The sequence below is a fragment of the Streptomyces collinus genome (genome assembly GCF_031348265.1).
GTDB lineage: Bacteria > Actinomycetota > Actinomycetes > Streptomycetales > Streptomycetaceae > Streptomyces > Streptomyces collinus.
On the sequence record NZ_CP133771.1, the window covers coordinates 4,561,759 to 4,574,504 of the forward strand.

The window sequence follows — 12,746 nt, forward strand, 5'->3', positions numbered from 1 at the left end:
GGCAGGGTGTTAAGCGAGTTCGACAATCCGGCTTAACACTCCGTTTAACCTAGGGGCAGTTCAGGGCGAACGGCAAGAGGGGCAAGGGGAGTTGGCGTGGGGGAGCGTGATGATCCGGGGACCATCGGACGCCGGGTGCAGCGGTTGCGTGTGGAACGCGGGCTGACCCAGCGCCAGTTGGCGGAACCCGTGTACACACCGGCCTACATCTCCACCCTGGAGTCGGGCCGGGTACGCCCCTCCGACGACGCCCTGCGGCATCTCGCGGACCGGCTCGGCGTCGCCTTCGACGAGCTCGCCAGCGGCCACTCCGCGCGGCTCGTGACCGAGCTGCGGCTGCGGCTGACCGAGGCCCAGCGGACCCTCGCCGTCGGTGAGACGGAGGCGGCGGCCGGGCAGTACGCGGAGCTGCTCGCCGAGGCGGAGACGCACGGTCTGGCCGCGGAGCGGTCCGACGCCCTGCTCGGCCTCGGCGAGTGCGCGCTGGAGACGGGCGAGCTCGTGGCGGGCCGGCAGTACTTCGAGCGGGCCGAGGAGTGCCTGGCCGGCGCGCCGCTGCCCGCCCGTGTCCCGGCCCTGCGCGGCCGGGCCGTCGCGCACTACCTCGCCGGTGAACTCCGCTACGCCGTCTACCTGCTGGAGACCGCCCTCGACGAACTGAACCGCGGCGGCCTGCATGACCCGGACGCCCTGCTGCTGCTCTACGCCAGCGCCATCGGCCCGTACATGGACATGGGCGCGCACGCCCGGGCCGCCCAGGCCGCCGAGTTCGCCCTGGCCCTCGCCCCGCAGTCCGGCGACCCCGCCCTGGTCGCCCGCATGCACCGGTCCGTCGCCCGCACCCTGGTCGCAGAGGGCCGTCTCGCCGAGGCCGACGCCTCCCTGGCCAAGGCGGCCGAGCTGTACCGGGGCCTGCAGATCCGCACCGAACTCGCCAACTGCCACTGGATGCGCGGCTACGTCTACGCCCAGGACGGACAGCTGGAGCGGGCGGAGGCCGAGCTGCGGGAGGCCCTCAGCATGCTGTCGGCCAAGCGCGCCGCCCTCTACAGCAGCCAGGTCGCCGTGGAGCTGGCCGACGTGCTGCACCGGCGCGGCAGGTCCGACGAGGCGGCGGCCCTGCTGCACGACGTCCTCGGGCACCTGTCCCCCGAGCGCGGCGCCGTCCACTCCGCCGCGGCGCACCGGCTGCTCGGCATCATCGCCGAGGACGCCCGCCGCACGGAGGAGGCCGAGGAGCACTACGTCCGGGCCCTGAGCCTGCTGGAGCGGGCCGGTGCCGCCGGTGACCTGGCCGACCTGTGCCGGCTGCTGGGCGATCTGCTGCGGCGGACCGGGCGGGTGGAGGCGGCCCTGGACGCCTACCGGACGGGCCTCGGGCACCGCACGGCCCCCGGCACCACCACCCTCGGGCCCGCGCCCGCACAGCCCCCTCTCTGAGAAAGCAGGGCCCTCGCACAGCCGTGCGGGTTAGCCTCCCACCCGGGATGTGAACGACCGGGGCGGGCGCGTGGAGAACCAACGGACGGAGAGCCGACGGACGGCGGCCGACGGCATACGGCTGGGCCTGCGGGCCCTGGTGTACGCCGTCCTCGGCGGTGCCGCGCTGCTCGCCATCGGGACGGTGGCGTCGGTGCTCGGGCCCCTGCTGGCGCTCGACCTCTACACCCCGCCGGTCGCGGCCTGGTGGACGGTGTTCACCGCGATCACCGTCCAGGGCGTGCCGTTCCTGCTGCTGGGCACGCTCGTGTCGGCGGCGATCGGGGCGTTCGTGCCCGAGCGGGTCTTCCAGCGGCTGCTGCCCCGCCGCACGGCGCTCGCCGTGCCGGTCGCCGGGGCCGCCGGGGTCGTGCTGCCCGGCTGCGAGTGCGCGTCCGTGCCGGTGGCGGGAAGCCTGATGCGGCGGGGTGTCGCACCGGCGGCCGCGCTCGCCTTCCTGCTGTCCGCGCCCGCCATCAACCCCGTCGTCCTGGTGGCGACCTCGATCGCCTTCCCGGGGCAGCCGGAGATGGTCCTCGGCCGGCTGCTCGCCTCGCTCGGCACAGCCGTGGTGATGGGCTGGCTGTGGGCGCGGTTCGGGCGGGAGGAGTGGCTGCGGCTGCCGAAGCGGAGCGGCGGGCAGTCCCCGGGCGGCGGCCCGCGGGCCTTCGTCTCCGGGCTCCAGCACGACTTTCTGCACGCGGGCGGCTTCCTCGTCGTCGGGGCGGCGGCCGCGGCGACCTTCGACATCGTCGTGCCGCGGTCGCTGCTGGAGGTGTTCACCGGGTCCGCCTGGCTGTCGGTGCTGCTGCTCGCGCTGCTGGCGGTCGTGCTGTGCGTGTGCAGCGAGGCCGACGCGTTCGTGGCGGCGTCGCTGAGCGGCTTCTCCCCGACCGCGCGGCTGGCGTTCATGGTGGTCGGGCCGATGGTCGACCTGAAGCTGATCGCGCTCCAGACGGGCACGTTCGGCAGGGCCTTCGCGGTGCGGTTCTCGGCGGCGACCTGGGTGGTCGCCGTGACGAGCAGCGTCCTGGTGGGGTGGTGGCTGCTGTGAGGCGCTACGGACCGGCCGTGCTGCTCGCGCTCGTGGGCGCGGCGATCCTCAGGGTGTCGCTCTTCAGCGAGCTGTACCTGCGCTACGTCCAGGCGGGGCTGCGGCCGTACCTGGTGGTGTCCGGGGCGGCGCTGGTGCTGCTGGGCGCGGCGGTGGCGGTGGTGACGAACAGGGCGGGCGAGGAGCACGGCGACGGCGACGGGGACGACCACGGCGACGGGGACGACCACGGCGACACGGACGGCCACGGGAACGGCGACGGCCACGCAGGGCACGGTCACGGCCCCGGCGGGCCCCGGGTCGCCTGGTTCCTCACGCTCCCCGCCCTGGCCCTCCTGCTGTTCCCGCCGCCCGCCCTCGGCTCCTACAGCGCGGAGCGCGAGGCGGCGCAGCGTGCCGCCCGGGGCGTCGGCACCTTCCCGGCCCTGCCGTCCGGGAACCCGGTCGACCTCACCCTCGGGGAGTTCGGCTCCCGGGCGGTCTACGACAGCGGCCGCTCCCTGAAGGGCCGGACGGTCCGGCTCACCGGCTTCGTCACCCGTGGCGGCGACGGCACCTGGTACGTCACCCGCCTCCTCGTCTCCTGCTGCGCCGCCGACGCCACGTCCGCCAAGGCCGAGGTGCGCGGCGCGCAGGCCCCGCCGGTCGACACATGGGTGACGGTCACCGGGACGTGGCACCCCGAGGGCGGGCTCGGCTCGGACGCCGCCTGGCCACCGGTCGTCGACGCCCGCTCCGTCCGGCAGGTGCCGCAGCCGGACAGCCCGTACGAGAAACGCTGAGGCCGCACCCCCCCCCGCGGCAGAGCCCCCGCCCAGGGGTTTCGGCCCTTCCGCCACGGGTAGTCGGGGCACCTCCGGGAGGGCCCGGAGCTGCGGTCCGGGCGGGTGCGAGACCGGACGCACGATGGCCGGCCGTCTTGCCGGCGGGGCGCCCCGGAAACGGTGATGGCGCAAGCCGCGGTGCGAAGGAGGCGGTGGTCGTGCGGCCGAGGGACGATCCCGGAGGTGCCCCCGACGGCGACCCGGGTCCCGGCCGCACCGGAGGCGGCGACCCGGACCCGGACGGAGCCCGGGCCGCCGACGTGATCGCCCGCGGTGTGCGGGGCGCCGAGCCCGGAGAGGTCCCGGGGCGGCTGTGCGAGGTGGCGGTGGAACTGCTGCCGGTGACCGGCGCCAGCGTGTCCCTGCGCAGCGAGGGCATGCCCGTGCAGCTGAGCGCGAGCAGCGCACAGGCCGCCCACCTGGCGCAGATCCAGGCGACCCTGGGCGACGGTCCCTGCCAGAGCGCGCTGGAGGACGGCGCGCCGGTGCTCGCCTGCGATCTCACCTCGGGCCGGGACGCGGGACGCTGGCCGGTCTTCGCCCAGCAGGCGACGGAGGCCGGGGTGCGGGCGGTGTACGCGGTGCCCCTGGGCAGCGGCACGGTCTGCGTCGGCACGCTCGACCTGTACCGCGACCGCCCCGGCGGGCTCACCGACGGCCAGCTGCACGTGGCCCGGATCGTGGCCGGGGTGATGACCGTGGCCCTGATGGCCCTGCCGCACGGGGACGAGCCCGAGACTCCGGACGGGGAGGACTGGCTGAGCGGCCTGGCCGCCGACCACGACGAGGTCTACCGGGCCGTCGGCATGATCATGGCGCAGCTCGGCGTGGGCGCGGACGACGCCCTCGCGCGACTGCGGGCCGACGCCTTCGCGCACGGGCGTACGGCCCTGGACGTGGCACGGGACGTCATCGCCCACCGCACGCGCTTCGACCGGTCCTGACCCCCGCGGCCCGGGGTGTCAGATCTGGGCCCTGCCCTGCTTCCTGATCTCGGCCAGACGCTGCGCCCCGAGCTGCACGGCCTGCTGGGTGACCTCCGCGTACACCTCGTCGAGGCCGGCGTTGGTGAGGGTGATCGCCTCCTCGCCCACGCGGACGGCGGCGAGGTCCATGGTGAGGTACGTCAGCTCCCCCTCCTCCGTCTCGCCGGCCAGCGTGACCCGCAGGGCCTGCCGGGCGTCCCCCACCGGCGGCAGCGGCAGGTCGCGGACCTCCACGCCCTGGACGGCGCCGCGGGTCGTCGTGGCCGTGAACTGGCCGCAGCGGCCGGGCAGCGACCTCATCCAGTCCAGCGTGCGGTCCACGTCCGCCGGGGGATGGGCGGCGACCCGGTAGCGCAACTGGGCGTCGGTGTCGCCGTCGTCGAGCGCGGACGTCGCCTGCGGGCCCTTCGGGGCGCCGAAGGGCTCCTCCGTGTAGAGGGCGTCGAGCAGCCGCATGCAGTCCCCGTCCTCCGTGGTCGCCTTGAGCAGCCCGTCCCGCCAGGTCCGCGCGCCCCGGGTCGGCCCCCACGGCTCGCCCAGGTCGGCCTCGGTGACCAGCGCGGCCTGGGCCTGCGCCTCGGTGAGGGCGGCGCCGGAACCGGCGGGCTGCTCGACGGCGGGTGACGCGCCGTCGGCGGACGCGGAGGCGGAGAACCACCGGGGCCGCGGCTCGTCGTCGACGGCACAGCCGGCCGTGGCCAGCAGGGCCGTCACGGACAGCGCGGAGGCGAGGAGGGCGCGGGCGGCCGGAGGGTGGGTCATCGGGGTGCCTCCTGCGAGGGGCTCATGGAGGCGCCTCCGGGCGGAGCGGTCTCTCCACGATCGGGTGGATGCTCTTACGGCACCACCGCGTCCGCCCGCCCACCAGCGATACGGGCCGTCCGGGTGAGCGGCCGGGACACCCGCGACAGCCGTCCGAAAACCCCTCGCCCCGCCCGCGGCCCCCTTGTTACGGTCACGCCCATGCAGCGCGCCCAGTCGTACCCGTCCGCCACGACGACGCCGGAGAGTGTCCCGGCGCGCTGACAGCTGATGTCCGAAGCCCCGGGGCGAGTGCCCCGGGGCTTCGTCGCGTGGTGCTCGCCCTCCCCGATCGCGAGGAGTCACCATGCACGACCACCGCCGGCTCGGCCGTGAACTCGACCTGTTCGACACCGATCCGCTGATGGGAGCCGGGCTGCCGTACTGGCTGCCCGACGGCGCGATCGTGCGGCACACCCTGGAGGAGTACATCCGCGACGCGGAAGTCCGGGCGGGCTACCGGCACGTGTACTCACCGGTCCTCGGCAAACGAGAGCTGTACGAGATCTCCGGCCACTGGGACCACTACGGCGACGACATGTTTCCGCCGATGGACGTGGGCGCCGAACAGGTGCTGCTGCGCCCCAGCCTCTGCCCCCACCACGCGCTGATCTACCGCTCCCGCTCCCACAGCTACCGCGAACTGCCCTTGCGGATGGCCGAGTTGGGCGGCATGTACCGTTCGGAGCTTTCCGGCGTCCTCGGTGGCCTGACCCGGGTGCGGGCCATCACCCTCAACGACGCGCACATCTTCTGCACCCTGGAGCAGGCCGTCCAGGAGACCCGTGCCGCGCTGGAGCTGATCGGCCGCGCCTACGCGGACCTGGGCATCCGCGCGTCCCGGTACCGGCTGTCGCTGCCCGGGGCGGGCGGCAAGTACGTGGCCGACCCGGAGCTGTGGCGGCGCGCCACCGCGCTGCTGAGGGAGGCCCTGGACGGCTCCGGCATCCCGTACGAGGCGGCCGAGGGCGAGGCGGCCTTCTACGGCCCCAAGATCGATGTGCAGATCACCGACCCGGCGGGCCGGGAGGCCACCCTGTCCACCGTGCAGATCGACTTCCACCAGCCCGAACGCTTCGACCTGCACTACATCGGCCCCGACGGGGCGAAACACCGCCCGGTCATGGTGCACCGCAGCATCATCGGCAGCGTGGAGCGCGCCGTCGCGCACCTCGTCGAGGAGCACGGCGGCGCCTTCCCGCCGTGGCTGGCGCCCGTGCAGCTGGCGGTCCTGCCCGTCGGGGAGGAGCAGGCCGGGGCGGCACAGGCCCTGGCCGGACGCGCCCGGGAGCTCGGTCTGCGCGCCGAGACCGCCGGCCCCGAGCAGGGCACCCTCGCCGCCCGGATCCGCGAGGCCCGGCTGGTGCCGTACCAGGCGGTGATCGGCGGACGGGAGGCCGCCGCGGGACTCGTGGCACCGCGCCTGCGCGACGGCCGCCGGCCGGACGCCCTGCCCGGCGCCGGGCTGCTGCGCCGGATCGGCGACCGGGTGGCGGCCCGCGGGCCCGGACTGTGGGACCCGTCGTAGGACGGGATCACCACGGGCCGGGGCGGTTCAGAACGTCCAGCGCGTATGGCTGTAGACCCCGTTGTCCCGGCCGAAGCCGTACGCCGTGTCCGGGGCCACCGCGAACACCACCGCGTCGCCACTGCGGAACTCGTCCCCGATGCCGTGGAAGGTGCCCTCGGGGGAGGTGATGTGCGGCCCGTACTTCGTCTCGAACGCCGTGATCACCTCCTCCAGCAGCGCACGGTCGGCGACCGCCTCGGCCGTGCCCTCGACCACGAGGTCGAACCCGCCGGTGAGGGAGTTCGTCCCGGTGGTCAGGGCACAGTGCGCGTCGTGGGCGAGGTTCTTCGCCTTCTGCTCCCCGCGGCCGGTGGAGAAGTACAGCGCCCCGTCGTGCCAGGCGGCGATGCAGGGCGTGACGTGCAGCCGGCCGCCGGGCCGCACCGTGGACACCCAGAAGATCTCGGCGGCCCCCAGCCGCCGCAGGGCCTCGGCCCATGCGGTGGCGGTCACCTCCGAGGCTCCCGGGCGGGCGTTGAGCGCCGAGCTGTAGCGGGCGTCGAGTTCGGTCGTCGGTGTCTGTGCGGGCATGGCGGACTCCTTCGTCGTCTCTCCCTTAACGACCGTCCGCCGGGGCCGGAATCATCGCCGCGTCAGCGGGGCCCGCGGGATGGCCGGCCGGAAGGTGGCGCTGGACTTCGACGTCACGGCGGTACGGCGGTCCTGACGCCGCGCGGGGCCCGCGGGCCGCCGGGCAGGCCGTAGGGTCGCTGCCAGGAAGCTCCCCGCACCACCACTGGAAGGAGTCCCGCCGTGACGGACGGCCGGCGCATCCCGGTGATCATCGACTGCGACACCGGCGTCGACGACGCCCTCGCCCTGCTGTTCGCCGTACGGCACCCGGCGCTCGACGTGCGGGCGATCACCTGCGTGGCCGGGAACACGGACGTGGACGGCGTCGTCCGCAACACCCTGACCGTGCTGGAGCAGGCGGGCGCCCCCGACATCCCCGTCGCCCGGGGCGCCGAGCGGCCGCTGATCGAGGCGCCCCGCTCGGCCCGGCACGTGCACGGGCACGACGGCATGGGCGACCTGGGCCTGCCCCAGCCGTCGCGCCGGCCCGCCGACGTCGACGCGGTCACGCTGCTGCGGCGCGAGATCATCGCCTCCCCGCGCCCGGTCACCCTCGTCCCCATGGCCCCGCTCACCAACATCGCGCTGCTGCTGCGCACCCACCCGGAGGTGGTCGGCAACATCGAGCGGATCGTCTTCATGGGCGGCGCGGCGGCCGTCGGGAACGCCACGCCCGTCGCGGAGTTCAACGTCTGGCACGACCCGGAGGCGGCCGCGATCCTGCTCACGGCCGGGGTGCCGATCACGATGTACGGGCTGGACGTGTTCACGCGGGTCGTGGTCCCCGCGGCGGATGTGCGCAGGCTGTGCGGGAGCGGCGAGCCCGGGGCGCGGCTGGCGGGGAAGTTGCTCGCCCACCGCCCGGCCCATCCGGACAGCCGTCCCGACGATCCGTCCGAGACGTCCGGCGGCCTGGGCGACGCGGGTGCGGTCTGCGCTGTCGTCGACCCGGAGGGCCTGACGACCCACCGCCTCCCGGTGGACGTCTCCCTCGCGCCGGGGCCCACGCGCGGCATGACGATCGTCGACCGCCGCCCCCGCCCCGGCGAGGCGGAGATCCACGAGGGAACGCGCGAACAGCCCCTGGTCGACGTGGGGCTGGACGTGGATGTGGAGCGCTACGTGAAGCTGTACCTGGCGACCGTCGAGGCGTGATGCCGGCGGTGGCCGTGGCCGTGGCCGTGGCGGTGGCGGCGGTGCGTCGGCGAGGGGGCGTGCCCCGGTAACGCGCCGCGATCGTCCGGGGCGCCGCGATCGTCCGGGGCGCCGCGATCGTCCGGGGCGCCGCGATCGTCCGAGGCGCCGCGATCGTCACGCCGCGGTGGTCCGGCCGCGGGACGCGAGAACGCCCGGTGTGCTGTCGCCGCCGGACGACAGCACACCGGGCGTCTTCCGTCAGGTTCGGGCGTCCTACGCGCCGCGCTTGGCCGCGCGGCGGCGGGTCACGACGACGAGGGCCGCTCCGCCGGCCAGCAGGGCGGCCGCGCCGAGGGCGATCGGGCCGGTGCTGCTGTCGGCGCCCGTCTCGGCGAGGTCGCCGCCACCGCCGTTCGGCTTGGGGGCGGTGGGCGTCGACTCGGAGGCGCTCGGGGTGGGCGTGTCCGTGTCGGAGGACGGCGGCGTCGAGGGCTCGGCCGGCTCGGACGGGGACGCCGGGGGCGTCGCGGGGGGCGTCGTCCCCTCGGCCGGCTCGGACGGGCTCGCGGGCGGCGTGGAGGCGGGCGGCTCCTCCTCCGCCGGCGGGGTCGTGCAGTCCTTCGTGCCGCCGTTCCAGGCCGCGATCAGCTTGTCCTTGATGACCGGGCGGTCCGGGCCCTTGGGCAGCTCGCCGTGCTCGAAGCCGTCCTTCGCGTCGAGTTCGCCGTCGAACTTCACCGCGCCCCGGTACAGGTCGATCTGCCCGAAGCAGCCCTTGTCCGGGATGGCGATGTCGAGCGAGTCGGTGGCGCCCGGCTTGACGGTCACCGTGTCGAAGTCGACGAACACCTGCTCGCCGGAGGTCGCGAACGTCGCGCCGTGCGCGAGGTAGGACGCGAGGGAGGCCGTGCAGGTGGCCGCGCCACCGGCGGTGCGGACCTTGACGTGGACCTTGCCGTCCTCGGTCGGCTTCAGGTTCTGGTCGTCGACCTTGACCGAGTCGTAGAAGTTCGTGCCGTCGAGCGAGAACTGGCAGCGGTCGGTCCCGGTCTCCGTGCCCGCGCCCGTGCCGGGCTTGTAGCTGCCGCCGGACGACCAGCCGTCGCCGCCGGGCGTTCCGGTGGCGAAGGCGGTCGTGGCGGAGGCGGCGCAGAGGACGAGGGCCGCGGCGCCCGTCCCCAGCAGGCGTCGCGCGGTGACACGTCTCGCTATGGACATGCGTATCCCATTTCTTGGCGTGTGCCGGACCCGGGTGACGGCATGCGGGCAGCGCGAAGCACGCGGCTGCCGGGGCCGCACCGGGGAGTGAGTGGTCTGAGAAACACTGGGCTCATTGGTCACATGTGCCTCAGTGGCCCCATCGTGGCGGTGCCGCAGCACACTGTCAACCTGCGGTAATGCAAAGGGAGTTGTGCCTCCGTTACACTTTCATCACAGCGGGAATGGATCACTCCGATCAACGTGATGGTTCCTTTTTCCGGCATTCTGGACAGATTCAAAGCTGTCGCCCGTATGCCTATGAAGGAGACCGCGTGACCGATCGCTCGACCCTCGACCTGTCGTCCCGGGACCCCGACTGGTGGCGCCAGGCCGTCGTCTACCAGATCTATCCCCGCAGCTTCGCCGACGCCGACGGCGACGGACTCGGTGATCTGCGCGGCATCACCCGCCGCCTCGGTCACCTCGCCGCCCTGGGCGTGGACGCCCTCTGGCTGAGCCCCTTCTACCCCTCCGAGCTCGCCGACGGCGGCTACGACGTCGCCGACCCCCGGGGCGTCGACCCGCGCCTGGGCACCCTCGACGACTTCGACGCCCTGGCCGCCGAGGCCCACCGCCTCGGCCTGAAGGTCATCGTCGACATCGTGCCCAACCACTCCTCGCACCGGCACGCCTGGTTCCAGGAGGCCCTCTACGCGGGTCCCGGCTCGGCGGCCCGCGACCGCTACGTCTTCCGCGACGGCCGCGGGGAGCACGGCGAACTGCCGCCCACCGACTGGCAGTCCGTCTTCGGCGGCAGCGCCTGGAAGCGGGTGCCCGACGGCCAGTGGTACCTGCACCTCTTCGCCCCCGAACAGCCCGACCTCAACTGGGAGAACCAGGAGGTCCGCGCCGACTACCGCACCACCCTGCGCTTCTGGTCCGACCGCGGGGTGGACGGATTCCGCATCGACGTCGCCCACGCCCTCGTCAAGGACCTGAGTGAACCCCTGCGCGACCTCGGCCGGCCCGAGCTGAGCCACGAGGCGGCGCTCACCGCGCTGCCGCCCGGCACCCACCCCTTCTACGACCGTGACGACGTGCACGAGATCTACCGCGACTGGCGCAAGATCCTCGACGCCTACCGCCCGCCCCGCATGGCCGTCGCCGAGGCGTGGGTGCCCGGCGCCCGGCGTGCGCTGTACGCCCGCCCGGACGAGCTGGGCCAGGCCTTCAACTTCGAGTACCTGGAGGCCGGCTGGGACGCGGAGGAACTGCGGCAGGTCATCACCGACTCGCTGGCCACCGCCCGGGCGGCGGGCGCGTCGGCCACCTGGGTGCTGTCCAACCACGACGTCGTACGGCACGCCTCCCGGCTGACGCTGCCGCCCGGCACGGACCCCAACGCCTGGCTGCTGTCCGGCGGCCACGCCCCGGCCGTCGACGAGGCGGCCGGGCTGCGCCGGGCCCGGGCGGCCACGCTGCTGATGCTGGCGCTGCCCGGCTCGGCGTATGTCTACCAGGGGGAGGAACTCGGCCTGCCCGAGGTCGCCGACCTGCCCACCGAGGTGCTCCAGGACCCGATCTGGGAGCAGACCGGTCACGTCCGCAAGGGCCGCGACGGCTGCCGGGTGCCGTTGCCGTGGACGACGTCCGGGCCGTCGTACGGCTTCGGGCCCGGCGGGGCCTGGCTCCCGCAGCCGCCCGGCTTCGCCGCGTACGCCGTCGAGGCACAGGACGGCGTCGAGGGCTCGACCCTGGAGCTGTACCGCACGGCCCTGCGGCTGCGCCGCAAACTCCTCGACGGCGAGGAGCTGACGTGGGCGGCGGACGCCCCGGACGGTGTGCTCCGGTTCGACCGCAGTGAGGGGTGGCGCTGCGTCGCCAATCTGTCCGGCGCCGCGGTCGAGCTGCCGGCCGGTGAGGTTCTGCTGAGCAGCGCGCCGCTGGAGGACGGGCGGGTCGGGCCGGACACGACGGTGTGGCTGGGCCGCTGAGTGCTCCGCGGGGCGCGCGGGGGGTGGTCTGGGGCCGGGGTGTCTCGTGGGTGCGGCGATGTTGTGGTTGATCGCGCAGTTCCCCGCGCCCCTTGGGGCGTGGGGGAGCGGGAGGGCTGTTTCGGCACCTGGGCCTGCACCAGGTCGACATCTGCGTCGCCCCGGACGGCGGGGCTCAGTAGCGGACCGCCCGGGCCACCTCGGTCCGGACCTCGCCGGACAGGTCGTGGGTGCTGCGGGCGGTGGCCGTGGCGGACTGGCCGGCCTGTACGTGGTCCACCGTGACGATGACGGTGTCGACCAACTGCCCCCCGGGGTCCCGGAAGTCGACCTGGACGGCGAAGGACCGGGACGAGTCGTCGGTGTTGCGGACGGTGACGTCCGTGCGGACCCGGCCGTCGGAGCCGGTGACGGGCGTCCCGGTCGTCACGTCGCCCTTGACGTCGGTGCCGTCCTGGATGTCGTCGAGCCGCTGACCGGCCTCGGCCGAGGCGGACTCCACCGCCTCGCCGGCCTCCGAGGCGATCGACCCCACCGCGGATTCCGCCCTGCTCGCGACGTCCGTGGGGCTGTCGTCACCGCTGCAGCCGACGAGCACCGCGGACAGGGCCAGCGCCGTGGCCGCCCCTCCCGTCGCCCAGCGTGTCCGGTGGCGGGCAGTCATGTCGCCTCCCTGGGTCCGCCGGTCCGCCGGTCCTGCCTGCCCTCGGCCCTACGGCCTCACGTGCGGCCGAGTCCGCCGCCGCCGAAGGATCCACTGGAGCCGGGCGACCAGCGGCGCGGTTTCTGGTCCTTGCCGGTCCTGGTGCTCGCACGGTGGAGCTCATGCGGCATGAGCCGCTGACCGTCGCGGGTCACGACCGGCACGTCGTCGGGTTCCCGCATCTCCCGCATCTCGCGGACCGGACCGGTGTCCGGCATGTGCGGCTGCTCCTCCGGGGTGGGGTGGTGGGTGTCGTTGTCCATGACCCGCATCCCGACCCGCACGGCCCAGATCAGCGCGCAGGCCACGATCAGCCCGCCGACGAAGGCGATGGTCACGGCGACCGCGTGATCTGACGAGGCCGCCAGTTCTGCATACGTTGCCGTATTCATGCCCCAAGTATCGCCGACGGAATGGGATAAAGC

Annotated in this window: 12 protein-coding genes; 7 read left to right on the plus strand and 5 right to left on the minus strand. The window is 74.4% G+C overall.

Translation table 11 applies throughout. The annotated features are described in order from the left end of the window. Nucleotides 1-96: 96 nt before the first annotated feature. The 4 genes from RFN52_RS20725 (at nucleotide 97) to RFN52_RS20740 (ending at nucleotide 4,301) form a co-directional block, all read left to right on the plus strand. Nucleotides 97-1,440: a helix-turn-helix domain-containing protein gene (locus RFN52_RS20725; protein WP_184848068.1), complete on the plus strand. Its 1,344-nt coding sequence runs from the start codon at nucleotides 97-99 to the stop codon at nucleotides 1,438-1,440. Nucleotides 1,441-1,510: 70 nt separating this feature from the next. Continuing rightward, the gene (locus tag RFN52_RS20730; RefSeq protein WP_184848069.1) at nucleotides 1,511-2,533 is read left to right on the plus strand and encodes a permease; all 1,023 of its coding nucleotides are present in this window, start codon (nucleotides 1,511-1,513) and stop codon (nucleotides 2,531-2,533) included. Next, entirely contained in the window at nucleotides 2,530-3,315 is a 786-nt protein-coding gene (locus RFN52_RS20735) for a TIGR03943 family putative permease subunit (protein ID WP_184853975.1), read from the plus strand. Before RFN52_RS20730 ends, RFN52_RS20735 begins: the two co-directional genes overlap by 4 nt. Nucleotides 3,316-3,509: 194 nt before the next feature. Further along, on the plus strand, nucleotides 3,510-4,301 hold the full coding sequence (locus RFN52_RS20740) for a GAF and ANTAR domain-containing protein (RefSeq protein ID WP_184848070.1): 792 nt from the start codon (nucleotides 3,510-3,512) through the stop codon (nucleotides 4,299-4,301). Between the two features lie 18 nt (nucleotides 4,302-4,319). On the opposite strand, the gene RFN52_RS20745 is transcribed toward RFN52_RS20740, so the two are convergent. Then, a complete protein-coding gene (locus RFN52_RS20745; protein ID WP_184848071.1) occupies nucleotides 4,320-5,105 on the minus strand; it encodes a hypothetical protein in 786 nt (261 codons plus the stop codon). A gap of 346 nt (nucleotides 5,106-5,451) precedes the next feature. On the opposite strand from RFN52_RS20745, the gene thrS reads away from it, so the two are divergent. Next, nucleotides 5,452-6,672: a threonine--tRNA ligase gene (gene thrS / locus RFN52_RS20750; protein WP_184848072.1), complete on the plus strand. Its 1,221-nt coding sequence runs from the start codon at nucleotides 5,452-5,454 to the stop codon at nucleotides 6,670-6,672. Nucleotides 6,673-6,699: 27 nt separating this feature from the next. Here thrS and RFN52_RS20755 read toward each other — a convergent pair whose 3' ends face one another. Beyond that, on the minus strand, nucleotides 6,700-7,245 hold the full coding sequence (locus tag RFN52_RS20755; protein WP_184848073.1) for a pyridoxamine 5'-phosphate oxidase family protein: 546 nt from the start codon (nucleotides 7,243-7,245) through the stop codon (nucleotides 6,700-6,702). Between the two features lie 222 nt (nucleotides 7,246-7,467). On the opposite strand from RFN52_RS20755, the gene RFN52_RS20760 reads away from it, so the two are divergent. Next, entirely contained in the window at nucleotides 7,468-8,442 is a 975-nt protein-coding gene (locus RFN52_RS20760; protein WP_184848074.1) for a nucleoside hydrolase, read from the plus strand. 255 nt (nucleotides 8,443-8,697) lie between these two features. On the opposite strand, the gene RFN52_RS20765 is transcribed toward RFN52_RS20760, so the two are convergent. Further along, the gene (locus tag RFN52_RS20765) at nucleotides 8,698-9,642 is read right to left on the minus strand and encodes an LAETG motif-containing sortase-dependent surface protein (protein ID WP_184848075.1); all 945 of its coding nucleotides are present in this window, start codon (nucleotides 9,640-9,642) and stop codon (nucleotides 8,698-8,700) included. A gap of 314 nt (nucleotides 9,643-9,956) precedes the next feature. On the opposite strand from RFN52_RS20765, the gene RFN52_RS20770 reads away from it, so the two are divergent. Next, nucleotides 9,957-11,618: a glycoside hydrolase family 13 protein gene (locus RFN52_RS20770; protein ID WP_184848076.1), complete on the plus strand. Its 1,662-nt coding sequence runs from the start codon at nucleotides 9,957-9,959 to the stop codon at nucleotides 11,616-11,618. A 175-nt stretch (nucleotides 11,619-11,793) separates the two neighbouring features. Here the strand turns inward: RFN52_RS20770 and RFN52_RS20775 are convergent, their stop codons facing one another. Both RFN52_RS20775 and RFN52_RS20780 read right to left on the minus strand, forming a co-directional pair. Next, nucleotides 11,794-12,282: a hypothetical protein gene (locus RFN52_RS20775; protein WP_184848077.1), complete on the minus strand. Its 489-nt coding sequence runs from the start codon at nucleotides 12,280-12,282 to the stop codon at nucleotides 11,794-11,796. Nucleotides 12,283-12,338: 56 nt separating this feature from the next. After that, nucleotides 12,339-12,713 (minus strand): DUF6479 family protein, encoded by a 375-nt coding sequence (locus RFN52_RS20780; RefSeq protein WP_184848078.1) that lies wholly within the window; start codon nucleotides 12,711-12,713, stop codon nucleotides 12,339-12,341. Nucleotides 12,714-12,746: the final 33 nt, after the last annotated feature.